19 protein-coding genes and 5 pseudogenes are annotated in these 23,565 nt (G+C 68.6%); 10 read left to right on the top strand and 14 right to left on the bottom strand.

The window, feature by feature from the left end; genetic code table 11:
• Window positions 1-61: 61 nt before the first annotated feature.
• The 5 genes and pseudogenes from ACFVWD_RS33880 to ACFVWD_RS33860 all read right to left on the bottom strand — a co-directional run.
• A pseudogene (locus tag ACFVWD_RS33880) lies at window positions 62-445 on the bottom strand (transcriptional regulator); the annotation flags it as partial.
• Between the two features lie 523 nt (window positions 446-968).
• Window positions 969-1,097, bottom strand: coding sequence for a hypothetical protein (locus ACFVWD_RS33875; protein ID WP_389601676.1), 129 nt, complete (start codon window positions 1,095-1,097; stop codon window positions 969-971).
• Window positions 1,098-1,411: 314 nt separating this feature from the next.
• Window positions 1,412-2,713: a hypothetical protein gene (locus ACFVWD_RS33870; protein ID WP_389601674.1), complete on the bottom strand. Its 1,302-nt coding sequence runs from the start codon at window positions 2,711-2,713 to the stop codon at window positions 1,412-1,414.
• Window positions 2,714-3,182: 469 nt separating this feature from the next.
• The gene (locus tag ACFVWD_RS33865) at window positions 3,183-4,142 is read right to left on the bottom strand and encodes a DUF1152 domain-containing protein (RefSeq protein WP_389601672.1); all 960 of its coding nucleotides are present in this window, start codon (window positions 4,140-4,142) and stop codon (window positions 3,183-3,185) included.
• Between the two features lie 264 nt (window positions 4,143-4,406).
• Window positions 4,407-4,850: a nuclear transport factor 2 family protein gene (locus ACFVWD_RS33860; RefSeq protein WP_389601671.1), complete on the bottom strand. Its 444-nt coding sequence runs from the start codon at window positions 4,848-4,850 to the stop codon at window positions 4,407-4,409.
• 221 nt (window positions 4,851-5,071) lie between these two features.
• Between ACFVWD_RS33860 and ACFVWD_RS33855 the strand changes: the two genes are divergently transcribed.
• Entirely contained in the window at window positions 5,072-5,440 is a 369-nt protein-coding gene (locus tag ACFVWD_RS33855) for a winged helix-turn-helix transcriptional regulator (RefSeq protein ID WP_389601694.1), read from the top strand.
• Between the two features lie 21 nt (window positions 5,441-5,461).
• Here the strand turns inward: ACFVWD_RS33855 and ACFVWD_RS33850 are convergent, their stop codons facing one another.
• Together ACFVWD_RS33850 and ACFVWD_RS33845 are read right to left on the bottom strand one after the other, a co-directional pair.
• Window positions 5,462-6,064 (bottom strand): hypothetical protein, encoded by a 603-nt coding sequence (locus ACFVWD_RS33850; protein WP_389601669.1) that lies wholly within the window; start codon window positions 6,062-6,064, stop codon window positions 5,462-5,464.
• A gap of 202 nt (window positions 6,065-6,266) precedes the next feature.
• Window positions 6,267-8,390, bottom strand: a complete 2,124-nt coding sequence (locus ACFVWD_RS33845) for a HEAT repeat domain-containing protein (RefSeq protein ID WP_389601668.1) — start codon at window positions 8,388-8,390, stop codon at window positions 6,267-6,269.
• A gap of 375 nt (window positions 8,391-8,765) precedes the next feature.
• On the opposite strand from ACFVWD_RS33845, the gene ACFVWD_RS33840 reads away from it, so the two are divergent.
• Window positions 8,766-8,915 (top strand): hypothetical protein, encoded by a 150-nt coding sequence (locus ACFVWD_RS33840; RefSeq protein WP_389601666.1) that lies wholly within the window; start codon window positions 8,766-8,768, stop codon window positions 8,913-8,915.
• A 151-nt stretch (window positions 8,916-9,066) separates the two neighbouring features.
• Window positions 9,067-9,345 (top strand): annotated as a pseudogene (locus ACFVWD_RS33835) (DUF6207 family protein); the annotation flags it as partial.
• Window positions 9,346-9,386: 41 nt separating this feature from the next.
• Here ACFVWD_RS33835 and ACFVWD_RS33830 read toward each other — a convergent pair.
• Window positions 9,387-9,815: a hypothetical protein gene (locus ACFVWD_RS33830; protein WP_389601695.1), complete on the bottom strand. Its 429-nt coding sequence runs from the start codon at window positions 9,813-9,815 to the stop codon at window positions 9,387-9,389.
• A gap of 262 nt (window positions 9,816-10,077) precedes the next feature.
• On the opposite strand from ACFVWD_RS33830, the gene ACFVWD_RS33825 reads away from it, so the two are divergent.
• The 3 genes from ACFVWD_RS33825 to ACFVWD_RS33815 all read left to right on the top strand — a co-directional run bounded on the left by ACFVWD_RS33825 (window position 10,078) and on the right by ACFVWD_RS33815 (window position 13,594).
• Window positions 10,078-10,773 (top strand): TetR/AcrR family transcriptional regulator, encoded by a 696-nt coding sequence (locus tag ACFVWD_RS33825; RefSeq protein ID WP_389601664.1) that lies wholly within the window; start codon window positions 10,078-10,080, stop codon window positions 10,771-10,773.
• Between the two features lie 623 nt (window positions 10,774-11,396).
• Window positions 11,397-12,203: a helicase associated domain-containing protein gene (locus tag ACFVWD_RS33820; protein WP_389601662.1), complete on the top strand. Its 807-nt coding sequence runs from the start codon at window positions 11,397-11,399 to the stop codon at window positions 12,201-12,203.
• Window positions 12,204-12,397: 194 nt separating this feature from the next.
• Window positions 12,398-13,594, top strand: coding sequence for an MFS transporter (locus ACFVWD_RS33815; protein WP_389601661.1), 1,197 nt, complete (start codon window positions 12,398-12,400; stop codon window positions 13,592-13,594).
• A gap of 415 nt (window positions 13,595-14,009) precedes the next feature.
• On the opposite strand, the gene ACFVWD_RS33810 is transcribed toward ACFVWD_RS33815, so the two are convergent.
• A complete protein-coding gene (locus ACFVWD_RS33810; RefSeq protein ID WP_389601659.1) occupies window positions 14,010-14,381 on the bottom strand; it encodes a hypothetical protein in 372 nt (123 codons plus the stop codon).
• Window positions 14,382-14,894: 513 nt separating this feature from the next.
• Window positions 14,895-15,209, bottom strand: a pseudogene (locus ACFVWD_RS33805) (YebC/PmpR family DNA-binding transcriptional regulator); the annotation flags it as partial.
• Window positions 15,210-15,403: 194 nt separating this feature from the next.
• Here ACFVWD_RS33805 and ACFVWD_RS33800 point away from each other — a divergent pair.
• Window positions 15,404-15,916 (top strand): GNAT family N-acetyltransferase, encoded by a 513-nt coding sequence (locus ACFVWD_RS33800; protein WP_389601657.1) that lies wholly within the window; start codon window positions 15,404-15,406, stop codon window positions 15,914-15,916.
• A gap of 127 nt (window positions 15,917-16,043) precedes the next feature.
• Here the strand turns inward: ACFVWD_RS33800 and ACFVWD_RS33795 are convergent.
• Together ACFVWD_RS33795 and ACFVWD_RS33790 are read right to left on the bottom strand one after the other, a co-directional pair.
• Window positions 16,044-16,258: pseudogene (locus ACFVWD_RS33795) on the bottom strand (YebC/PmpR family DNA-binding transcriptional regulator); the annotation flags it as partial.
• Between the two features lie 253 nt (window positions 16,259-16,511).
• Complete coding sequence (locus tag ACFVWD_RS33790; RefSeq protein ID WP_389601656.1) at window positions 16,512-16,688, bottom strand: hypothetical protein; 177 nt, start codon at window positions 16,686-16,688, stop codon at window positions 16,512-16,514.
• Window positions 16,689-17,136: 448 nt separating this feature from the next.
• Between ACFVWD_RS33790 and ACFVWD_RS33785 the strand changes: the two genes are divergently transcribed.
• The 3 genes and pseudogenes from ACFVWD_RS33785 to ACFVWD_RS33775 all read left to right on the top strand — a co-directional run.
• On the top strand, window positions 17,137-17,292 hold the full coding sequence (locus tag ACFVWD_RS33785) for a hypothetical protein (RefSeq protein ID WP_389601654.1): 156 nt from the start codon (window positions 17,137-17,139) through the stop codon (window positions 17,290-17,292).
• A gap of 1 nt (window position 17,293) precedes the next feature.
• Entirely contained in the window at window positions 17,294-18,253 is a 960-nt protein-coding gene (locus tag ACFVWD_RS33780; protein ID WP_389601652.1) for a D-2-hydroxyacid dehydrogenase family protein, read from the top strand.
• A gap of 116 nt (window positions 18,254-18,369) precedes the next feature.
• Window positions 18,370-19,275: pseudogene (locus ACFVWD_RS33775) on the top strand (hypothetical protein); the annotation flags it as partial.
• A gap of 688 nt (window positions 19,276-19,963) precedes the next feature.
• Here the strand turns inward: ACFVWD_RS33775 and ACFVWD_RS33770 are convergent.
• Both ACFVWD_RS33770 and ACFVWD_RS33765 read right to left on the bottom strand, forming a co-directional pair.
• Complete coding sequence (locus ACFVWD_RS33770) at window positions 19,964-21,088, bottom strand: hypothetical protein (protein ID WP_389601651.1); 1,125 nt, start codon at window positions 21,086-21,088, stop codon at window positions 19,964-19,966.
• A 604-nt stretch (window positions 21,089-21,692) separates the two neighbouring features.
• A complete protein-coding gene (locus ACFVWD_RS33765; RefSeq protein WP_389601649.1) occupies window positions 21,693-23,027 on the bottom strand; it encodes a hypothetical protein in 1,335 nt (444 codons plus the stop codon).
• Window positions 23,028-23,565 lie beyond the last annotated feature (538 nt).

The raw sequence follows: 23,565 nt of genomic DNA, 5'->3' as shown, positions 1-23,565 counted from the left end.
GAGGGCACCCGGCCCCGGGCGCCCTCGTCGCCGACAGCTGGCGCTGGGGTGTTGCTGCTGGTCATGCGGCAAAGCCGACGTTGGTCACGTACTCGTACTGTCCCCGCCGTGAACCAAGATCCACGATTTGCTCGATCCAGGCTTCGTCCAGCGCCTGGCTGTCGCCGTCTGCCCAGGCCCTTACCACGGCGTCCCAGGGACGGATGTTCAAGCTCCGGTATTCCACGATCCGTTGGCGGGGGCGGTCGACCTGGGATTGATTCAGCGGGTGCAACTCGGATCGTGTGCCACGGCCTTCGTGGTTGAGACGGTCCAGCAGGTACCGGACCACGCTGTGCCGACGCACCGTGCGGTAGGTGGTCTCGATATTGTGCAGGTTCCGCTCCGAGGCGGAGCGCTTGCCGTCCAGCCACGCTTTCAGCGTGCGGTCAGTGACAGTCAGGCCTGGCATCCCCGTCATCCACGACCACATCCGCGCCGTGGAGGGGAGCGACGAGCTCATGACAGCCGTGATCACACACGGCAACCAGCGGCAGGAGCTCGATTCGGTGTTCAGCGTCCAGGGCGCCACTCCCGAGACCGGCCTGGCGAAGCAACTCGGTGTGAAACTCGCCAACAGCGGCTGGATCGAGGTCGGCAGTGAGGCGCACATCCCCCTTCGGCCGCGCCGTGCCGCGGGCGAACTCGACGGTCTGTCTCCCGGAAGTGGCTGCGAGCTGAGTACCACTCAACGGTCGCACCGCGGCTGGCACGACATCAGTGTGCAGGACTTGCCGCGGCCGCCGCCAGGGCATGGAGCAACGTCAAGGCATGGAGAGCGTCCGGCTGGGGCGCTTCGCGCCGTTCTCCTGCTGGTGGCGATGGCGTACCGGGGCGGCGAAAAGCGTGGCCGCCGGCAGACTGTCGGTCCGCTCCGCGCCCCCGGGACGGGGGTGGCTCGGGGCGCGGAAGGCGGCGGACTGCGGCGTTCAGGCGTGCAACAGCAGCTCCGGTTCGGCCGGCTGCATGCGGGGGTCCCCGGGTGCGCTCGGCGCGTCGTCCAGTTCGAAGGCCCACTGGTGCGAAGGGGCGCAGCCGAACGTCTGCTCGGAGATCACCGGGAGGACGACCCACCCCGGAGCCGCCTCCCCGCCCCAGCTGCGAAGGCTGCTGCAATGCGGCCGAGCACGGCACCGCAGGCCTTCCAACCCGGCACCACCGCCCTCACACAATGGATCGAATGCGAAGGCCCGGACCGGCCGGTGCCACGCGGACACGGTGAGGAGATCATGGTCGACGGCGAGTCAGAGCCGGTCGTCGTGAAGCTGGGCGTATGGGTCTCGAACACTCGCGCAAGGCGAGACAGGCTCACCTCGCAGCAACGAACCACCCTCGCGAAACTCGGCATCAAATGGGCAGCAGTCGGGGCACTTCAGGCACGTCCTGCGCTCACGGACCTGATCTCTTCCAGCAGCGCCGGGTAGTCCTCACCGTAGGTGGCCACGGCGGCATGCACCGCGTCCAGAGCGGCCCGGAGCGGGTCTGCTTCGGCGGCGCCGGTCACGGCGGGCAGGGCCATGTGCGGCTGCGACATCCGCAAGGACGGATCCGGCGCGCCGACGGTGACCGCCATGGCGTACCGCGCCGCACCGGCCTGGGATACCGGGGGTTCGGGCGGCCCCGGCTGGTTCATGGCGGCGGCCGCGGGCCCCACCGGCCGGGGCGCCTGCCGGGGCTTCGGCATCGGCGCGCGCCCGGTCGGGAGTGCGGGCGGCCGAAAGGAGGGCCGCTGGGGCGCGACGGGCTGGCCGACGGTCCGCTGGGGGACGCGCGGGTCGCAGGCCAGGGTCTGCCACATGACGGCCGGCTCGTCGAAGGGCGGTGGCAGCGGGCGGCCTTCGGCCAGAGCGGTAAGCGCCGCAGCGATCCAGTCGAGGCCGGCCAGACCGGCCGCCTCGCACGCGCGGCGAGCCGCCAGCAGGGCCACGGTGCGCTGGATGTCGGGGCCGGCGGCATCAAGGGCATGGACGAGTGCGGGGTCGAAGCACAGCAGGCCACGGACATTGCCGCCGACGGCGCGCAGAGCCTGGCTGGGCAGTTGCCCGCCCCACTGCCAGCGGTCCAGGGCGAGCTGGTGTTCCCGTTCGGCCTGTTCCTGCCGCAGGCGGGCCTGGTGTTCGGCTTCGGCCCGCTCGTCGGGAGTGGGGGGCGGTGGCAGCTGGCGGGCGTAGTCGTGCCAGTAGGCGGCGATCGCCGCCGTCTGCTTCAGGACGCGGTCCGCAGCGGGCTCCGCGGGCCACAACTGCATGAGGTAGCAGTCCAGTTGGGGCTCGTCGTCCATGCGGGTGTCTTCCTGACAGGCCTGGTCCATGCCTTTCGCGCAGTAACGCACCCGGTAGTCGCTCTCCTCCAGGCCCAGGTCCCAACAGGCTTCGCCCGCCCACTGCATGAGCGTGCTGCGCGCCGAGGCCGGGCGGAAGGACACCTCCACCACGTCCTCCCACACCGCATCCACAGGCGGGGCCTGGTCGTGGACTTCGACGGTGAAGCCGACGTTGCCGGTGTGCAGGCCGGTCGTCAGCCACAGCGCGCCGGGAATCGCCGCCCCGCACAGTCCCGCACTCTGCCCGGCGAACGCCCCCGCGAGATCAGGGCCGAAACTGCCCGGGTCACTCTCGACGTAGATCTGGCCATAGTGAACGTGGACCTCGCCGTCGACAACCCTGCGCACCATCACACCCTCCCCAGTACCGGCATCCCGTACGTGCAACAGATGCCCTGTGGTGTCACAGGGCGAGGGCGCAGACAGCCGGGGGCCGTCGGGAGATACTCATGCCGTCGCATCCAGAAACAAAACATGCCCGGCAGCCTAGAGACGACCACTGACATCGCCGACGTTCCCGGACACCTGTGATCATGTGACCTGTCGGGTTGTCTCAACCATCTGATGTCTCGGTGCGGCTTCACTTCGTCAATCGGCGACGCCGCGGAGTGCCAGTTGAGGGGGCGCGGTCTCCAGTCTTGATACCGGCGGACATCCATGTTGAAAAGTCGTGTGTGCGCAGGGAGTTCGCACTGTCGGTCGCATGAGTAGATGATTCACAGCCGACCGAGAACTGGTGGTGCCCCTGAATTCTCGCTGACCGTGGCGTCGTTCCTGGCGGACGCAGCGATGCCACGGGCAGGGCACAGCGGCCTGGTCACTAGTGCGGGAAGCGGCGGGGTGGGCGAGTGACTATGGATTCGCGGAACTCTGCAATCCGCGCGTGGACTTGGCGCATCAGGTGGGTGTCCTCGATCCGATCCAGGTAGAGGCAGCGGGCTGCCAGGCCCGGGAGGTCGAAGGCGAAGTACAGGGACATCAGCGGGTTCACGAACAACTCGCTGCCCCGGGTGCGGTCAGTGAACCGGACATCGCCGAACGAGCCGCGCACGGCTGCCGCGATTGAACCGTTCACGATGCTGGGGTGCTCCGGGGTGTGGTGCTGAGCGTGCGTCACCGCGTCAAGGTAGAGAGCGCCCTCACGGGTGGCGCGCGGTATCGAGAACGCACCGAGGTACGCGCCGTCGCGCTCCAGCGCGGCGATATTCTCCAATACCTGCATATGGTTTACGCCGTGGTACGCGTCTACACCGAAGCCGACTGACACGACGAGCCGCGTCGGTATGCTGTCCAGCGCGGCCAGCGCCGCCACGCTCGTCAGGTCCTCCTCTGGAGTGCCGAGGCCGGCTTCATCGCCGCGCATCAGAATGTCCGTACCGCCGTCGACCAGCACCACAGCGTCGACGCAATGCAGCTCGATCAGTGCTTGGTAGGCGGCGCGCAGCGGGCGCACCCCGGTCTGGGGGAAGGCGTACACGGTGAACGGGTAGCCGTGCTGGTGCAGCCACTGAGCGAGGGTCCGCTCCGGGAAGTAGCTCTGGTGCAAAGCGGAGTCGGGAGTGACGGCGGCCAGGTCGGGGGCGACCCAGTCATCGATCGGGAGACCGGCGAGTGCGCTGAAGGAGAGGTTCGCGAGATATACCTGCTTGCCCTGATGCAGGAGGGAGAGAGCCAACGGCAGGCCGGAGTAGATGTCGAAGCCGCCGCCCGCGCCCGCGACAAGGATCCGTTCGGCATCGGCGAGCCGGGTGAAGAGTGGGTTGGAGTGGAGGGACGTCATGACGATCATTGTCCGGGGACCGGGCCCCGGGCACTCCCGATTTCTCGACGCGAGGACGGAGCCACGGAGTAGCCGGAATCAAGGCCTCCGGCCCTCGACCGCCCAGAGCCAACCTGTTGTGGTGATGGCCCTGACTGGCGCCCGCTCATGAGACGTCTGTAGCAGTTCGCATAAACGGTGAGGGCGTGTATCGAAAGTGGATGCCTACGGCCTTCCGGACGGCGAATCGCCTGGAAGGCCGTACGGCATCATTTCTGGCGGGGCTTACGGCCTGGAAATGAGCGACAGGTCGGAGGACTCCTCCAGTACCGCCGACACAACCTTGGTGGTGCGCTGGGAGATCTTCCAGCCGTCCGGGGTCCGCACCAGGGTGTCGTCATAAAACCCGTGCAGGTTGAGGACCTTCTCGGGGTGCTCGCGGCTGGTCTGGATGTTCGCGTTGCCGTAGCACCGGGAGGTGGCCGTGTCCCCGTTGACCGTGATGACGATGTTGCTGACGTGGTGCACGGTCAGGCCCAGGTCCGCGTGCCATTCCTCCATGAAGGAGGCAAGGTCCTCCAGATTGCTCCATGCGCCGGTGGGGAAGTCGGCCTGGACGTCGTCGGTGAAGCAGGTGCGGTACAGCGACCAGTCCCTGCGGTCGATCCCGGTCATGTAGCGGGTCAGGACGTCGGAGATCGCCGTCTTGTCCTCGTGGTCGGTTGCCACTGCGTTTCCTCGTGCTCTCGGTGCTGGTGAACCGCCGGGCGGAGCGCCCGGCGGCTTGTGGCCACGTTCCGATCCTCACCCGCCTCGGTACCCCTTGTGAAGTAGGCACCTTTTTGATATCCAGGTTCCTTATGGATACCATCAAGCAGCCTGGGTACCGGTCGCCGGTCCGTGACACCAACGTCAGCACGCTCACGGACGCCCAGTGGTTCGCCGCGCAGATGCGGGACTGCCCCGCGCGCACGGTCATCGAAGTACTCGCCAACAAATGGGTCCTGTACGTGCTCGGCGCACTCCAGCGGAACGACGCGCCCATGCGGTTCAACGAACTGCGGCGCCTGCTGGACGGCATCACGCAGAAGATGCTCACCCAGACCCTGCGGGCCTTGGAACGGGACGGCCTCGTCGCCCGCACCGTCTATCCCACGGTGCCGCCCCGGGTCGAGTACACGCTGACCGAACTCGGCTCCGACATCGCGAGGTTGACCAATGCCATCGCCGAGTGGTCCTACCTGCACACGGAACAGATCCTCACCGCCCGCGAGCGGTTCGAGGCCCGAGAAGCATCCCCCGAGCCCGTGTCGTGGTAGCTCCCGCCGTTGCGGCGCTGGTCACAGCCACTCGTTGATGGCCGCTACGAGGTGACCGTGCCGGCCGCAGTCCGCGATGAGTGGCTGTGACCGGCACGTTCGCAACAGGCCCCAACCGTTGCACGCCCAGCGGCCGGCGATGTGGAACAGCGGCTTCTCCTGGTCGTTCTCCTGTTGCCAAGGTGCAAGCCAGGCGTCCAGGGTGCCGGAGGTCAGTCCGTGGTCGATCGTGACCAACGCCTTGCCCTTGTTGTGGTCGTCAGGGAGGTAGTAGATGTACTGGAACTTCCCAGGCCCGTCACCGAGCACGACGCTGCTCGGTGCTTTGTCCGAGGCGATGCCGAAGGTCAGCACGTTCGACGCGCCATTCGTATCGGCGTCGTACACCGCAAAGTGGTTGCCCGGCTTCGGGGACCCGAAGGAGACACCGTTTCCGATGGAGATCTCCCAGTCGATGCCGTTCATGCGCACCGTGAACTGTGCCTCCCAGGAGCCGTCATCAGCGGGCATCACGCACTGCGTGGTGCCATCGGGCACGGTGCAGTCGTAGTGGGCCCCGCTCTTGCCGTGGAGTACCTTCAGCGCCCAGCGAGCGGTTCCCTTGATGTCGCCACTGAAGCGCAAGTTGGTTCCAGCAGGCGGTGCGCTCGGCGACTTACTCGCCTTTGCGGCCACGTGCTTACTCACGGCCAGGCCAGCGCCCTGCGCATGGTGGTCCGGCATCCTCGGGGTCAGCCGTGGCCGCGCGGTGTTCAGCCTCCGTCCGTGCCGCATGGCCGTCGGTGTCCCGAGTCCGACGAGCCGGTGGCGGAGGGGTGGCGCAGCCTCAGGCTGTCCGCGGAGCGGGTGCTCCCGGCGCTGGAGGATCGAGCCGGGCGATGAGGGTACGGCCGACCCGCTGGAGTGCCTCGTCGTGATCGATGCTCTGGAACCTGCCGCCGCGTCGGGGCAGGGCCAGTTGCTCGCGGAGCAGGGGCAGGGCCGGTGCCGCGAGGGGGCCCATGCGGTCCAGGCAGGCCACGACGTGGTTGGCCGTCGCGGAGTTTTTGGCCATGGCCCGCAGCAGGGCGTCCAGGACGGTCGGTGCCTCGGCCTGGCCGCCGATCTTCCAGAGCGCGGCCGCGCAGTGCACCCGAACCCATTCGTAGTCGTGCGTCAGGAGGCCGCGCAGGCGCGGCAGTGCGACGGAGGCGGGCGGCCCTATCTCGCCGAGCAGATCAGCCGCGTCACCGATCCGGAAGGTGATGCGGTCGTCGAGGAGACCGAGCAGGAGCGGCATGACCTCGGCCAGGTCACCGCCGACGGCCCACAGCGCGGCGACGGCGGCAGGCCGTACGTGCGCGTCGGCGGCGGTGGTCAGCGACCGGATCGTGTCCCGTGCGCCGGTCGCCGCCGGGCCGAACGCCCGCAGTGCCTTCAGGGCCGATCGCGTGACGGCGTGGCGCTCATGGCGCACCGCGGCGCCGAGCGTGTCCACAACCACAGGAACCGCAGCCGGGTCGCCCAGCGCGGCCAGAGCGGAGAGGATCGCGTCGGCGCTCATCTCGGTCCACTGCTGGGAGAGGTCGATCCGGTGCAAGTGGTCGCAGAGCCGGGGCACCAACTGGTCCGCCGCCTGCGGCAGATGCCCTGCGACCTGGATCGCGCGCCAGGCGTCGACATCGCTGTCCAGCGCGGCCAGCAGACCCGGCAGCGCGCGTGCATCGCCGAGGCGCGCCAAGGCCCGGACGGCCTCCTGGTGGCTTCTGCGCAGTAGCGCTTGCGGTGCGGCCCATGGGTTAGGGCTGTGCGCCGCGCGTTGGGCGTCGATGTGCGCGGCGAGTGCCTCCCGGGCCGGGGCGGCGATCGGGTGGCAGGACTCCAGGACGGCCGCGGCCTCGGCGGCGACCTCCTGGTCGGCCGTGGTGAGTTGGTCGGTGACGAGCAGGAGGAGCCGGGTGTGGTCCCCGCGCCAGGTCCGCATCAGCTCCCCGCTCATACGGACCGCGTCCAGGCGCGAGCCGGGGTCGGGGCTGCTCAGCTGCTCGGCCAGCACCGTGGTGCGCTCGGGCACCCGGGCCCCCAGGGCTTCGTGGAACGTACGCAGCAGGGCCGTGGTCGGTGCGTACACGCGCGTGTGCCGGTCGAAATCCTCGAAGGCGGCCACAATCTGGGGCGCCACTCTGTCCGTGGGTGTTGCCGGGCGCCTCGGGGCCGGTGCGATCCGCCGCACGGATATGGCGCGGGCGGTCTCGCGCAGCAGGCCGACGGCGGCCGGCACGACGTCCTCGCCGATCTCATCCGGGGCGCAGCGGGCCCGCTGGACCAAGGCCGCGAGCCGGGTCGCCGGGCTCTGGGCCGGGTCGGCGGCGAGCCCGGCGAGCCAGTCCACCACCTGTTGCGAGGCCGCCGGCAGGCGCAGTGCCAGGGTGGCCGCCGCCTCCACGATCCGCAGCCGCGCCGCGATGCCGCGCTCGGCGGCCAGCCGCTCGCGCAGCGCCGCGGCGGCCCGGTCGCCGTCGTCGAGGAAGAGCCCGAGCCCGGGAACCGCGGCCAGACGCACGTCCGGGTCGGGGTCGCGGGCGAGTTCGGCGAACTCCGCACCCCGCTCGCGCAGGAAGGCGACGGCCTGCGCGCAGCCCATCGGTGGGTAGTACTCGATCTCGGTGCCGTCGTCCTCGAAGCCCCGGTCGAGGGACTCCCGGCCGATGCAGACCAGCAGCGTGACGACGGCGGCCCGGTCGGGCGTGGCACCGTCGGCGGCCAGCTCGAACAGGAAGGGCAGGCTGGCTGCCGTGGGCGGGTACACGCTGCCCTGGTGGTGGACCGCACCGTAGAAGCGGTCGAGGGCCTTGTGGCGTTCCCCGGCGTCCGGGGAGCGCAGCGCCGTCAGCAGCGCCGGTACCTCCTCGGCCGAGCCGTACGCGTGCTCCATCGAGGCCCAGTCGATGTCATGAAGTCCGTCGAACATGATCAGAATCATGCCAGGCGGCACTGACAACAGGGGCGTCCCAAGCCACATCAAGCGGTCGTCGTAAGGGCCTGTTGAACCAGGGTCGCGAGGTGCCGGAGGGGGGACGCATGCCTCGGATATGGGCAGCTCGAGCAGCCAGAAGGGCTGGTGATGGGCAGCCGAGGGTGAGAAACACCAGGCGAACTCGAGGCGGTGGAATTCCCCGATGGCGCCGTCGGGATCGGTCAGTTCGATCAGGCAGCCGCACCCCATCGCCCTTCCAGTCCAGTGCAGTCAGGTCTGCTTCGTCCAGGGAGGGAGCGTGAGGAAGCAACCGGGCACAGGCGCTGAGCAGTTCGACGGTCGCGCTGAGGGCCTGATGGAGATCGACGTGTGGTCCGCGGCAAGACCGACGGGACCGGTTCGGTCACCGCGGGCGCGTGGCGCGCCCGCGCCTCGACGCGCCCGAAGGCCGTCGGCACCGCACGACGGCGAGCCGATCACCGCGAACGATCCGGCTGGCCGCGCGAGCAGTCCTGCTGACCGCTTCGACGTCCGGGGTTCCCCCGGCTCGCTGCAACCGGAGCAAGGAAGCTGGCCATGAGTACGGTTGCACGTCGTCGGCAGACTGATCGGGCACTTCTGTGACCACTGCGGCCCCGGATCCGGCCCCCGGCCGGTCGATCGCCCTGGGGTGGTGTTCTGGGCGTTCGCGTCGGGTGACTGTCCCGGCGTGGAGAGGACCTGCCCGGTCCGGCGGGGTGTCACGGCGTGTGGGGAAGCGATCGGCAAGGGAAGCGGTCGACGAGGTTCATGTGTAGGTGCGGGCCTGGCCGTGGTCGGCGTGGCGGGCGCTGAGGGCCAGAGTGCCTTCGCCTTGCGTGCGGCGTTCGTCTCAATGCGGGTGCGGACCGCCGTGGGGCGCGCCATCCGGGATTCTGGTCGGCCGGGGGTGCTGCCGTGTTGCTGTGTGGGCAGGCGCCGGCGTTCCGGAGTGGGGCGGCTCGGGCCGCGTCAGCGGTGGTTCAGGGACCACACGACCTGGTCCTCGTACCAGTGGGCGGCGCTGACACTGTGCCGCGAGGCCGCTTCGTCGACCTGGTCCTCGTACCAGTGGGCGGCGCTGACACTGTGCCGCGAGGCCGCTTCGTCGACCTGGTCCTCGTGCCAGCGGGCGGCGCTGACGCCGCGCCACGAGGCCGCTTCGCCCTCGTGGTTCGCAGCCCGTACGTAGCGCACAGTGTCCTGCCCACGGTGGTCGTCGTCCGTGTGGCGGCCGACTTGCTCGCTGCTGGTCGCGGAGGTGGCGGACACGTACTGCGTGTGCTGCATGGGCACCGAAGTCGTGGCTGCCGACGCCGAGCCGCCGGCTCCGAGAAGGGCTCCGCCGGCCAGCGCCGTGGAGGCGAGTGCGATCGAGACGCGCTTGGTCATGCTGTTCATGGTCGTTTCCCTTGCGAGACTGCCGCGGTTTCGCCGAACTGGCGGCCGCCGCTTCTATGTGAACCGAGATCCGGAAATCCCGGGTCAGTCGGCTTGCCGCAAGGTCATCCGGAGGGGTGCCTCACGTTCGGCTCTGCCACCGTACCCGAGGGGTGCCTCATATTTGCGGTGAGGCTCATCACAGCACGTCAGAGAGACGGGATTGCGATCGGAAACATGACAACAATCGAATTCGAGGGGGGCCTCATGTTACGCTCGAGCCATGAGCCACCACCACGCCCCGTCCGCGAGCGAGACACCGGCGAAACCCCTGCGCCGTGACGCACAGCGCAACAGGGACGCGATCGCGGCCGCCGCCCGCACGGCCTTTTCCGAGCAGGGCCTCGGGGCGTCCCTGGAGGGCGTCGCCCGCGAGGCCGGCGTCGCGATCGGCACGCTCTACCGCCACTTCCCCACCCGGCTCGACCTGGTCGAAACACTCTTCAACGCGAAGTACACGGAACTGCTCACCACCGCGGAAGAAGCCGCGGCCATGGACGACGCGTGGGAGGGGTTCTGCCGTTACCTGGAGAAACTCTGCCAGCTGCAGGCCTGCGACCGCGCCTTCAACGACCTGGTCTCGGCACGGCTGCCCCTTCACGTGGCCGGCCGCGAGATGTACGAACGCGCCAAGGAACTCTGCATCCAGATCATGCGCAACGCCCAGGAACAGGGCGTCCTGCGCGGCGACGTCACCGCGGAGGACATCGCCTTCGTGATCTGGTCCCAGGCCGGGATCATCCAGGCCACACGCACCATCGCCCCCCAAGCCTGGCGCCGCCACCTCCACCTGATGCTCGACGCCTTCCGCACCGAGGGCGCCCACGAACTGCCCGAACCTCCTCTGACCAGCCAGCAGGTCGACCAGACCCTCGTCACTCTCGAGTGCGCCGAAGAGGACTGCCGCGAGCAGTCCTGACCACACGAGAGACGAGGCCGCGGACAACAGCTGCGCATCACACCGGACCGGTACCTCGACCGACCGGCCGGAAAGACCCCGGACAGCACTCCGGGCGGCAGGACCACGGGCCGTCCGACCGCCGTCTTCCGGTTGCCCCTGTGCTGTCACACGCCGCCCGCACCTCACAGGGCATCCGCGGACGCCGGTGGCTGAGGGCGCCTTCGCCGTTCATGGAATCAGCGATGCGCTGGTCGCGGATGCGTCGACCTGGGACCAAGTTGATCCGGGAGTCGGCGTAGGTACCGGTGGCTCACGTGAAGAGTTGTTCGTCTGCCTCGCCGTATCAAGCCCTGGAGCATGTAGAAGCCCTGGAGCATGTACACGAGAGCACGCCGCAGCAGTCGCTGGCGAAGGCAAGCAAAAGCCCTCCGAGAAAAGAAGATCCCGCCCCGATCACTACCATCCGAAACGATCACTACACTCGCAGCTCAGCGGCCATCTCAATATCCCCGCCCTACAAAAAATGCCTGCTCAGAGCAGCATGGCACCGCGGCACTAAATCCTGAAACGATCACTGCATCCATAGGTCAGCCACACCACTTACTCAGTGATCACCATCGGATTTGTCAGAGGCGCTGGGGATGGTGTGGTCGGCGTGGGAGACCGCGTGGGCCGAAGGTCTTGCCGTGGCGCAGGAATGGGCAGCTGTGCACGGGCACTTCCTGCCCCCGGCCGCGGCGGTGTGGGACGACGGCTTCCCCGTCGGAGTGTGGGCCAAGAACCAGCGCGCGGCAGCCCGCAAGGCGGTCCAGAATGCCGGACGACGCGCAGCTGGCGAGGTGGGGGTGCCCGGCGCCGGGGAGCTGTCGGAGAGTCGTACGGAGGCGTTGGACGGGATCGATCCGGCGTGGTGTCCCGCGTGGGGTATCGACTGGCAGCGGGGCTTCCACCTCACGCATGCCCACGTGCGGGCCGGCGGGACGCTGCCCGTGCGGGCGGGCGAGGTCATCGTGCAAGGCGAAGACCTCGGCGCCTGGACCACCGCCCAACGGGCCGGGTGGGAGACGCTGATGCCCGCGCAGCAGTGGCTCCTGGACAGCGTCCTCGGAATGGATTCGGTCAGCGAGGCAGAGCAGCAACCCGCACGGCGGACACAGGCCGACCGATGGGCCACCCACCTCGCCGCAGCCCGCCAGTTCCACGCCCGCGAAGGCCACTTGAACACACCGCGCAAGCACGTCGAAGAAATGGCAGGCGAAGGCGGAGAGGTCACGGCGGTTCGGCTCGGAGGGTGGCTGGACAACACCCGACGCCGGGCAGGCCGGCTCCCCGCGGCCCGCCGCGCGGAACTCGACGCCCTCGGCATGCGCTGGCAGGGCGGCCGGGACGACAAGGCGGCCGCCCTCGCGGAGGAGCGACAAGGCGACCGTCCTGGCCTGCCACGGTGACCACAGCAGCAGGAAGCCACCTCCCACAAACGCGTCCACGGGGAGGAAGATGGATCACTCATCGTGCATGCCTGATTCACAAAGAGTGTTGGATTCTCGCCTGTCTGAATTCTGTTCACGAGTTGCGGCCACGGTTGTTCAGCACTTCGGCCCCAAGCCACCCGATGCCCGAGACGACCAGGAAGGACCCGCCGGTGCCTACCACCGCCCCACGCCCCGGACAACGGTCGGAGCGGGGCCAGCTGTGGCCCCTGTACGCGGCGGGCTTCACCACCGCGTTCGGCGCCCACAGCGTCGCGGCGAACCTGGGCCGCTTCACCACCGGCCACCACCAGTCGCTCCTGGTCCTGGGTGGCCTGCTCGCCCTGTACGACGGCGCCGAGGTCCTCCTCAAGCCCGTCTTCGGCACCCTGGCCGACAAGGTCGGCCCCCGCCCGGTACTGCTCGGCGGACTGCTCGCATTCGCCGCGGCCTCGGCCCTGTTCGCCTTCGCCGACACCACCTCATTGCTGTGGGCGGCCCGTCTGGGCCAAGGCGCGGCCGCCTCCGCCTTCTCCCCGGCCGCCTCCGCCCTGGTCGCCCGCCTCAACCCCGTCGCCAAGCACGGCCGGGCATTCGGCTCCTACGGCTTCTACAAGAGCATCGGCTACACCGCCGGCCCGCTGCTCGGCGGGGCACTGGTGGCCGGTGGCGGACTGCCGGTGCTGTTCACCGCCATGACCGCTCTGGCCGCAGCCGTCGCCGCCTGGGCGGTCCTTGCCGTCCCAGCAGTACCACCACTGCCCAAGGCCCGGCAGACGGTCGTCGACCTCGCCAAACGGCTCGGCCAGGGCAGTTTCCTGCGCCCGACCGCCGCACTGGCACTGGCCACCGCCGCCCTGTCGGCCGGCGTGGGCTTCCTGCCGGTCACCGGCGCCGCCGCCCACCTCGGGCCGGTTGCCACCGGGGCGGCCGTCTCCCTGCTCGCGGCCTGCGCGGCCCTGGTCCAGCCCCGGGCCGGAGCCGCCCTCGACCACGGGCGCATCACCACCGCGACGGGACTCAGCACCGGGCTTGCGGTCACCGCCGCCGGACTCGCCGCGGCGATGCTGCCCGGCCTGGCAGGCGTCCTTCTCGCCGCGATCCTGATCGGGGCCGGCACCGGCATGATCACCCCGCTCGGCTTCGCCGCCCTGGTCACATCCAGCCCGCCCGAACGGCTCGGCCAGACCATGGGTGCCGCCGAACTCGGCCGCGAACTCGGCGATGCCGGCGGCCCCCTCCTCGTCGCCGCCGTGGCCGCGACGACTGCCCTCACCGCAGGCTTCGCCGCCCTCGCCGCCCTGACCGCTGCCGCCGTCCTTGCCAGCCGGGTCAGCGACGAGTGCGGCGTCCGCCAGCCCCGGCCGTAGAACTCGTCGTTCTTCCAGTCGGCCTCGCGGGGTACACGGTTCCTCCGCCAGCCCCGGCCCCTTCTCGTGAGCAGAGCCAGCCGGGCTACACCTCGGCATAGGCGACGACCACGATGGTGTGCAGGCAGATCACCGCGCCTGCCTGGGGAAACGGGGTGCGCGCCTCACAGGCCTCACGGGTTCAGGCACGCTACCTTTGCCTCCTGGTACGCCACGTACCAGGAGCTCGCCGACACCTCGCCCGCTCACGGCACCGCCGCTCACCGGCGACACCTGCAGGAACTGTCCCGGCGCATCGCCGGACACCCGTACTGGCAGGCTGCGGCCGGAACGCCGGCGGCCCGGATGGCGCTGAAGGAGCTCGCCCGAGCAAAGGCGCAATCGTGACGCGCGGCACCCCATGGGAGCGCGCGGGCTACCGGCCGGTGTCCTGGTACGGGGAGGCGCAGTAGTCGACGCCGTCAATGATCACGCACGCCGTGAAGAGGATGATCGGATTGCTCTGGATGTCGGTGGTTTCGCTGCAGCTGCCGTTGAAGTTCGACAGCGTCTGAAGGTTTCCGACCCTGCGGTAGTAGCGGACGGCGACCCCGTAGTGGTCCGGATAGGCGTCGCAGACCCTGACGGCGCCGTTCGCACCGTAGGACACGGCCCGCGCGCGGGTGTGAGCGCCGTAGGCGACGATGGAGGTGCGGTCGGCGGCCTGCGCCGGTCCCGAAAGCGCCAGTGCGCCCAGCAGAGCCGCGCCGGCGGTCAATGCGCGCCCCGTCTTCCAATACCTGGCCATGATCTTTCCCTTCTCGTCGGCCCGTCGGGCCTATGGGTCCCCCGTGGCGTGTGCCGTCGGGCTGGGCGGGGCCGGTCGAGGTGCTGCCGGCCATCGAGCTTTCCGGCCGCGGCTTTGTCTGGCAGCCCCCTGCTGCCACTTCGGAGCTCATGAGTGCCTCCTGCCGCGGTCGCTACGGTTTCCCCCTGAGAGGGAGGCGAGCCCCCGGAGTGTGACATCGACGCCCTCGGAGGTGACCTACATCTCGCTGTTCGACAGTGCGTGGTCCACACATGGACGCAGTCGGCACGCAGGCAAGGAGCTGGGTGAGGCAGTTCAGGCCTGACCGTGTCCGGGCCCACCGTGATGGTCGGCGGCGGGTCGACGTTCGTTGTCCGCAGCGAGGGCGTGACCAACATGGCCGTTGATCACGCCCTGCTCGGTGCGCGGGATCTACTACGAAGTGGGCCGTCCCGACTGAGAGGGCGGCGTCTTGGAGTTCACCGTCGAGCCGACGACCTCGGCCATTGGTTCCAGGGAACAGATCTTCTTGGCGCCCTCCTCGACATGCATGGTAGGGACGAAGTTGGCTCGCGGAGTCGTAGTCGATTCCGGCCTCCTGGAGCGCGGTGCGCACCGCGGCCAGGTCGGTGGCCTCGGAGATGACCTCGAAGGTGCCGAAGAGGTCGTTGGCCTCTTCGGCACCCATGTCGAGCACGGCGCCGAGGACGTCGTCCTCGGTCAGCTCGCCTTGGGGACGATGACGACGCCCTTGCGGTTGAAGAGGTACGAGACGGAGCCCGGGTCGGCCATGTTGCCGCCGTTGCGCGTCATGGCGACGCGGACGTCTGGCTTTGTTCACGAGTTACGACAGCGGATGTTCGCCGCTCGCGGAGGTGCCCAGTTCGAGTCAGTGTCCATGTTCGCGAGAACGGACAGCACCCCCTCGGCATGATGGATTGGTGATCAATCCGATAGCCCCCGTGGTGCCTCCTGGCCGAATGAAGCAGACCCGGCAGCCCGACTTTGCACTCCCCAGAGGCATGCATCTGCGCCCTTGGCGACAGAGTGACGCGCGGGTCCTGGTGGAGTCGTGTCTCGACCCGGACATCCAGCACTGGAACCGCCCCGGTCAGCTGACCATCGGCGCAGCCCGGGAGAAGATCGCGCGCTGGAAGCAACGGTGGCACAGCGAGGAGGCCGCCATTTGGGCCGTCGCTCCCGAGGACGACGACAAGCCTGTGGGGTTGATCGGCCTCGCCGACCTGGACCTGCGAGGCGGCAGCGGCGAGTTTGTCTACTGGCTGCTGCCTGCCGGTCGCGGGCGCGGAGCCATGGTCAACGCCACCCTTGCCATCAGCCAGTGGGCCTTCGAAAGTCTGGGACTCCATCGCCTGCGCATCACGCACTCCGTGGCCAACACCGCCTCGTGCAGAGCTGCCGCCAAGGCCGGGTTCGCCTTGGAAGGAACGATGCGCAGCGCACTCCTCCACGCCGACGGCTGGCACGACGAACACCTCCACGCCCGCATCCAGGACGACGCCGGGCCCTCGTGACCCCGCGACGCTGACCTGCGGTCAACGCACTTGCTGTCGAACCTTGTGGACATCGGCGACCTGGAGCCGCCCCCGAGTGCCTCCCAAATCACTGTCGAAGCGCTGCCCTATTTCATGTACGAAGCCAGACGTCCGAGGCGGCGCGGTTGCGGTTGTCGGTGAGGCACTCGATGAGCACCGCGACACCGTTCGGGCCGTATCCCTCGTTCATGGTCGTCTCGTAGTCGGCGCCACCGGCTTCAAGACCCGCACCATATGTTCTTGATCAGCTTCGTGAGGAGCTTGCCGTGCTTGACATCGATCACGGCCTTCTCGCCGCTTCGTCGTGGCCCATTGAAAGTGGCGGAGGCGGAGGCCGTACTGGACGTCGTCGGCGAGAACCGTCGTGTTGCACGCAAAACAGCACCGCGGCGTCGGGGTCGGGGTCGGGGTCGGTGAGGACGTCGCATTCCACACCGGCCGGATCGTCCTGTCTCACATCACGTTGCCGCTGCCCCAGGTCGCGTTGCCGGACCTGCCGGTGAACGACAATGCCATGCGAACGCGTGAGCTCCATGACAGTGTTCATGCGGTTCTTCAGGACCTGCGGGCCGGTTCAGATGCCGGGGTTGAAGACGACCACGACCGGCGGGTGCCCCTCCCGCCCGGTCGACGGGCACTGGGTACGCCACACCGGACTCTCGCTGCCGAGCGGGTTCTTGGACTTCAGACGGAAGTAGCGCAGGTACTCCTCGAACGACCGTCTCGTTGACCGCGACCGCGTGCGGGGCACCCGAGCGGACCGCACCACGCGCGGTCCGGCCCATCTCCCCGACCGGTCGGTCCAGGACTTCCGCGGCGGCGTCTAGTCCGAGCGGCGTCAGGTTCCACAGCTTGTTGCCGTCCCGGGTGCTGCCCTCGGAGACGGCGAGACCGTGCCGGGCCAGATCCAGAGCCGCGTTCGGAAGGCCTTGTTGTCCTTGTGGCCCGGCGCCATCAGCCGGTGCATCTGGTCCGCCGTCGCAAGCTTCAGCACGCCCAGCGCGGCCAGTACATGAGCGCGCACCGCGCTCGTGGAGCCGTACGGATACGTCCGCGACCCACCCACCCACCCCCCACCACTCCCCTTCGGTCTTGGGTTCCTTCGCGACCTGCACACGTGACCCACCTCTTGGGGGTTCAGCGGCACCGCGTAGTGGGCCTGAACTGCGCAAACCAAGGGCAGGCCACTACAGGCTTCGGTGCTGGCAGCCCTGCTCGACCTCGACGGCCATCTCGACCTGGTCGGCGACCCGTTCTCCGGTGCCGTGATCGACCGGGGCAGGATCGTACTGCCGGGCGACCCCGGACTGGGCGCGTGCCCGCGCCCCGACAGCGAGAACACTTGGGAGAAATGACGTGCAATTCCGCTGCGCCGTACTCGACGACTTCCAGAACGTGGCGAGCACATGTGCCGACTGGTCGACGCTGAGCGATCGGGTCGAGGTCGTCTCCTTCACCGAGCACTTCGCCACCGAGGACGACCTCGCCTCCGCCCTCGCCGACTTCGACTTCGTAGTCACCCTGCGCGAGCGGGTGCCCTTCCCGGACTCGCTGCTGAACCGGCTGCCCCGCCTGAAGCTGCTGATCGCCTCCGGCATGCGCAACTCGGTGATCGACTACGCGGCTGCGAAGGCGGGCGGCGTCACCGTGTGCGGCACCCAGAGCTCCTCGACGCCGCCGGTCGAACTCACCTGGGCCCTGCTGCTGGGACTCGCCCGCGGCATCGTCCAGGAGAACAACGCCCTGCGCGACGGCGCCCACTGGCAGTCCACCGTCGGCGCCGACCTGCACAGCCGCACGCTCGGCCTGCTCGGACTCGGCAAGATCGGCAGCCGGGTGGCCCAGATCGGACTCGCCTTCGGCATGAAAGTCACCGCCTGGAGCCAGAACCTCACCAAGCAACGCGCGGACGAGGTCGGCGTCGAACTCGCCTCCTCCAAGGAGAAGTTGCTGGCAAGCAGCGACTTCATCTCCCTCCACCTCGCGCTGAGCGACCGCACCCGGGGCCTGCTCGGCGCCGCCGAGCTCGCCCTGCTCAAGCCCACCGCCTACCTGATCAACACCTCGCGGGCCGCGATCGTCGACCAGGACGCCCTGCTCACTGCGCTGCACGAGGGCCGTATCGCCGGCGCCGGCGTCGACGTCTTCGACGTCGAACCGCTGCCGGACAACCACCCGATGCGCACCGCACCGCGGCTACTCGCCACCCCGCATCTCGGCTATGTGACCCGCGCCAACTACGCGTGCTACTACGGCCAGGCCCTTGAGGACATCCAGGCCTACCTCGACGGCGAACCGGTCCGGGTCCTCGGCTGACGTGTCGTCGTGAGCCCCGGCGGCCGTGCGGCCGCCGGGGCCTCCCTTCCCCTCCGCAGTCGCCGTCCCACCGTTCCCCGCACGACCGGAGACCACCACCGCGAGCGTGTCCCGCCGCCTACGAACCCGACCCCTTCGTGGTTCCCGACGGGCGGCCGGTGGACGAGCAGGTTCTTGCCGACGCACCCGACGCCGCGGTGCGGATGGCCTCGTTGCGTGGGGTGGACGCGGCCCATCTGGTCCTCGCCGACGTCGACCTGTCGGGGTACCTGTTCGCCGGGACCGTGCACCTGGACCAGGTGCGGCTGGAAGGCACCTGCGCCTTCGACACGGTCCCACCCCGCACGCACTGGCGGCGCTGGTGCCCAATACGGTTCGCCCAACGCCGCACCCTCGCCGAAGAACACCGCTGGCGCGCGAGCCAGCCGACCGCGGTCAGGGGCTGGAACGTGGCGGTGTTCGGCGCCGGACACGTCGGGCCTGCGCAGCTGGCGCCGGTGTACCGGGCCTTACGCAAGGCGTTCGAGGACGGCAAGAACGAGCCGGGGGCGGCGGATTTCTACTACGGCGAGATGGAGATGCGCCGCCACGACCGCACCGGCACCACCCGCACCGAACGGGGACTGCTGCACGGCTACTGGATGCTGTCCGGCTACGGCCTGCGCGCCTCTAGGGCCCTGGGCTGGCTCGCTGTCGCCATGCTCGTCACCATCGTGCTGCTCATGGTCTTCGGACTTCCGAAAGACGACCCGAAGCAGGAAGCGTCCGGCACCGTACCGCCGGGCGGCGGCAAGGTCACCTTCGAGATCGACAAGGCTGATCCCCAGAACCCCACCGGGAACAGGTTCACCGGCGAGCGCTTCGAGAAGGCCCTAAACGTCACGCTCAACTCGGTGGTGTTCCGCTCCTCCGGACAGGACCTGACCACCGCCGGCACGTACATCGAGATGGCGTCCCGCGCCACCGAGCCCGACCTTCTGGGCCTGGCGGTCCTGGCCGTCCGCAACCGCGTCAATCGCTGACCCAGCCCGCCCGCGGCCAGGGGGCCGACGAACGGCCACTGGGCACTGAAGCAACCGGTGCGCCCTAACCGCCATGAGCCCCTGCGCGGAAGATTTCAGTGCCCAGGTCGCAGCCCCGCCCACTTCCATGCGGTCCGACACCGGTCGTGCAGGCCCCGGTCGGCCTCGCCTTCGTCACGTACGAGACCCCCCCGCATCCACGCCGCCAACGAGCGCGTCCGGGCATTCAAGACCGGCCCGCACCGCCCGCCACGCCGTCTGTCTGAGCCGACCTCCCTGCGGGACCCCGCTCGCCGCCACTCTCCCAGGAGCCCTGTCATGCCATCGCCACGCCCGTTCCGTCAGCGGGCCTCACCATCAACGCCGTGCTGCTCCTGCTCACCGCTCTGGCGGACAAGGCCCTCCCGTCCGCCATCCCAGCCACGGAGCCTCGTTGTCCTCGGGTCGGCGAAGTCCTGGAAGTCATTTACTGTGTCTCCGTACGCGATCGGTCGGCGGTGTCCGGCGGGGTCCGGGGGCGGAACAAGACGGCAGCCGACCCCAGGTCGATGCGCTCGTCCATGGCCAGGCGGAAGGTGCCGTACGGATTGACATGGGCAAGCGGATCGACCTGGCGCCTCTGGCTGTTCCCCGCCCCCGGCAGACCGTCGGTGCGGCGCGGGCCGCGAGATCCACACTGTGATGAGGGCTACTGTGCCAGTGCGCCGATCGCCTGCTCGGCCATCTGGATACCGACCGTTGCAGCCATGGTGGCTCCGGCTTCCAGCAACCGATCCTTGATCTGACCAGCTAGCTGGCGCAGCTGGCTCACCTGGGGAGTACCCGACGTGGCTTCCTCATGCAGTTCCTGGGTGACGCGCTCCAGTTCCACACGATCCGGCTCGTCCAGGCCCAGAGCGCCGCTGACCTGGCCCACATAGCCAGCCAGTTGGATGAAGGCTCTCGGGTCAATGCCGGTGGAGTTGTTCTGGGTGAAGTTCTGCTGCTCGCCGACGATGACCCCTTGCGCGTTCGGCAAGTAGGTGTTGTAGACGGTGAGCGGGTCGCGGCGTTTGCCCTGCCCGGAGTCCTCCGCGTACTTGGGCATGAGCTCCAGCACCTCCGTCAGATAGTCGAGCGCTATTGCAATGAATGCCGCGTGAATCCGTTGAAACAAAGAGGAGAACTGCCCAGAGTCATAGTGTCCGATAACCTCCATGCCCTGGAGTCCGTCCGTTGCCTCGGCGAATCGCTGGGGAACCTCGGTCGTCAGAAACGCCCCGAGTACGCGGTGGCACTGGTAGTCCCAGCCAGGTTCGAACGACGGGCTCGGGCTGAACCTGCCATCCACCACCTGTTCGTAGCGAAGACTGCCCTCCGATATCAACGCGGCGAGCTGATCAGCAACGGACGCCGCCACGACGTCATCACGAAGTCGGGCGAATACCGGCGGCTTATGGCGAGGCAGAGCCGGAGGCGACATGGTCCGCAGGATGTTCGCCAACCCGACGAGGCCCGCACGAAGTTCTCTTAGGCGCGCCTCCCACCTATCGCGTGGTACCGAACCAGGGAAGGCGCCGTTCCAATACTCGCTAGGAAGGATATAGCCAAAAATCTGTCCACCGGTCATTCTGCGGATGTCGCCGCCCGCAGCACTGTAAGACGACCACACTCCCTTGAATTTTTTGAAATCCCCAGGCAAGCGGGAGAGGACATTTTCCATATTCACTAGCCAGTCACGAAGGTCATAGGGCACCCGCGGCGTGGCATTTGCATGGTGCTGCATCTGGTCGGCGATGCGGCCCGCGAGTTCCGTCAGGGCCTCGCTGATCACCCGGCGTGCGGCGTGGGGATCGGGTAACCCGGCGTGTTGGCTAGATGGCATTTGATCATCATGGCCTTAGTTCGCAGCGCACGGCAAGGGGCCAGCAAGAGGGGGCGCCACTAATGATCGTGTCACAGGTTGCAAGCACAGAGCCGGAGGCGCAGTGTCGGTAAACGACCGTCTGCCGACACTCACGCCGGTGATCACGAACCCGCAGATGGGCAGTGTCGGCAACTCACTTCGGAAATCAACGTCAGTGAACGGTCCACCCGATAGATTCCGACACATGCTCAAGATCGGGGTCCGAGTAGGAACGGACCAGGAAACCGGTGTTGCTGTCAGAAGTCTCGGTCACCGCCTCGAACCAGCCCAGCACATGCAAAGATCCCGCCCGATCTACCGATCGGACGGGATCTCGTCAACCGCCCCGGAGCTGACTCAAGAACAGTTGGGAGCTTGACCCCGCAGGATCTGGGCCTGCCGGTCCCGGCCGGCAGGGAGAACGACAGCATCGGACTGTCCATCGGCCCCGACCCGTTGGGGCCCTCATGCCACCGCTGCCGCCACTCAGCCCCGGCAGCATCGTGCGGACACGCGACGTTGACCCGCGGAGTCAGGAGGAACTGACGTCCGTGGTGTAGGTCAGAACCACGCATCCATCGTTCCCCGCTGCGCCGGGGACGGAAGGTGCCTGGCGGCCGGGATTGGCCGCGCCGAGGTTGCCGGCGCCACGTCCTCCGTGGCCGCCCATGCCGGAGCCTGGGCAGGTTTCGGGATACTGGGCGGGCGTGCCGCCATAGCCGCCCAGACCGGGATTGTTGCGAAATCCTTCGCAGCCGCGCTCGCCGCCGTTGCCCGGGGTGATGGTGCGGTCGGTGCCCGCGCACCGGCTTGCCGCTGCGCCGCCGCCCCCTCCTCTGCGGCTGGGGCGGCCGCTCTCGATGCATCTGGATGCATCGCCGCCAGCCGCCTCCCAGCCCTGCTCGGCGGATGCCAGGGTCCCGCCGATACCGACGGTGGTGTTGGAACCGTTCCTACCCCATGCACCGCCTTTGCGAAGGCCGCTTCCGCCCTTGCCTCCCGATCCGCTGCTGCCGACCGTGAGGGATATCGTCGATCCGCTCTTGACGGGGATGAGGCACGACACCACGGCCGAGTTGCCGCCTCCGCCGCCGCTCAGGGAATCGCCGTTGTTGCCCCCGCCCCCGCCTTCTCCCCACCGCCGCCCAGAGCCACGATGCGGATCTGACTGACGCCCTGCGGCACGGTGAAGGTGTGCTTGCCGGCTGAGGCAAACGTCCGCACCTCGGCAGCAGGTGCCGCGGACACGGTACCCGGCGACAGCAATGACGCGGCAGCCATCACAGACACCAGAACCGCGCGCCGCGGCCTGGAAGATGGAATGAATTTCATGAATAACTCCCTGAAGACCGATTAGACCGTCCTTGGACTGGATGGAGGCGTAGCTGAACCCTTGTAGCCGCACGATGCGCGGCCGGATGCCCTCGCCGTCGTGAAGGGTTGTGCCCTGGGCTCGCAGGAGGTCCACCGCGCCGGAAGGTGGTGCGGCGGGTGTGAAGTGCACATCGCCTGCCTGCATCCGCGAGCAGTCCAGGGCCACGTCCTCGCCGTTCAGGATGGCGCCGTCAAAGGTGAGCTGATCCGATATCTGCGCACCGCGCAGGCATACGGCCCCCTGCGCGGTGAACCCCTTGGAGAAAACCAGAGTCGAGGCCACGGCGTTGTCCGCGACGCGCGCCGGACCATCGGGGTTGTCCAGTCGGGCTCCCTCCATGAACAGGCCGCCGGACAGCTGGGCTCCCAGCAGCCGTATCCCACCGTGCGCGGTGAATCCTCTGCGGCAGAACACCCCGCCTTCCATGACAAGGCCGCCGGCGAACAACGCCCAACGGTCCGAGGTCGACAGCATCGCCTCGCTCAGTTTCAACTCGCCTGCGATTTCAACTCGCCTGCGATCCGAGCTCTCATGAGCGAAACCCCGCAGTGGAGAACCGATCGCTGCAGATCGAGGGTGCCCTCTACCCGGGCCGACGTGGCGTCCATGCCGGGCGCCCGACTGCCGATGATCCCAATCGTCCGGGTGGCCGCTCCATAGAGGTTCGGACCCTCCTCGAACCAGCAGCCCTCAAACCGCAACATGTGGTCGATCTCCGCTCCAGCGAGATCGAGATGACCGGTGATCCGCGCGCCAGCCACCCGCAAAGCCGTGCCCCCCCGGTGGCGCTGCGTTTGCTCCCCGCGCCAAAGCTGTCACGACGGCCGCCCGAAGCGTGCGTTCGGGCCCCCAGTCCGCCCCTCCGGCCTGATCGTCTCCGCTCGGCGTGCCCGCGCGAAGGTCCACCTGGCGACCTTCGGGGAAGGCGTCCCACAACTCACGTTCAGGCGGGGCCAGTTCTTCGTACGGCAGCATCGATACAGCGTAGACAGCACAGTCCCGGACGGCGTCGCCGTGACCGCATCGGCTG

This window comes from Streptomyces sp. NPDC058086, from assembly GCF_042885015.1.
Classification (GTDB): Bacteria; Actinomycetota; Actinomycetes; order Streptomycetales; family Streptomycetaceae; genus Streptomyces.
This window is presented reverse-complemented; position numbering and strand designations above follow the sequence as displayed.

Coding starts and splice junctions, on each gene's coding strand:
- ACFVWD_RS33870 (WP_389601674.1), bottom strand. CDS start 2,713: ATGGTGCGCAGGGTTGTCGACGGCGAGGTCCACGTTCACTATGGCCAG.
- ACFVWD_RS33865 (WP_389601672.1), bottom strand. CDS start 4,142: ATGACGTCCCTCCACTCCAACCCACTCTTCACCCGGCTCGCCGATGCC.
- ACFVWD_RS33855 (WP_389601694.1), top strand. CDS start 5,072: ATGCGGGACTGCCCCGCGCGCACGGTCATCGAAGTACTCGCCAACAAA.
- ACFVWD_RS33845 (WP_389601668.1), bottom strand. CDS start 8,390: ATGTTCGACGGACTTCATGACATCGACTGGGCCTCGATGGAGCACGCG.
- ACFVWD_RS33830 (WP_389601695.1), bottom strand. CDS start 9,815: ATGAACAGCATGACCAAGCGCGTCTCGATCGCACTCGCCTCCACGGCG.
- ACFVWD_RS33825 (WP_389601664.1), top strand. CDS start 10,078: ATGAGCCACCACCACGCCCCGTCCGCGAGCGAGACACCGGCGAAACCC.
- ACFVWD_RS33820 (WP_389601662.1), top strand. CDS start 11,397: ATGGTGTGGTCGGCGTGGGAGACCGCGTGGGCCGAAGGTCTTGCCGTG.
- ACFVWD_RS33810 (WP_389601659.1), bottom strand. CDS start 14,381: ATGGCCAGGTATTGGAAGACGGGGCGCGCATTGACCGCCGGCGCGGCT.
- ACFVWD_RS33800 (WP_389601657.1), top strand. CDS start 15,404: ATGCATCTGCGCCCTTGGCGACAGAGTGACGCGCGGGTCCTGGTGGAG.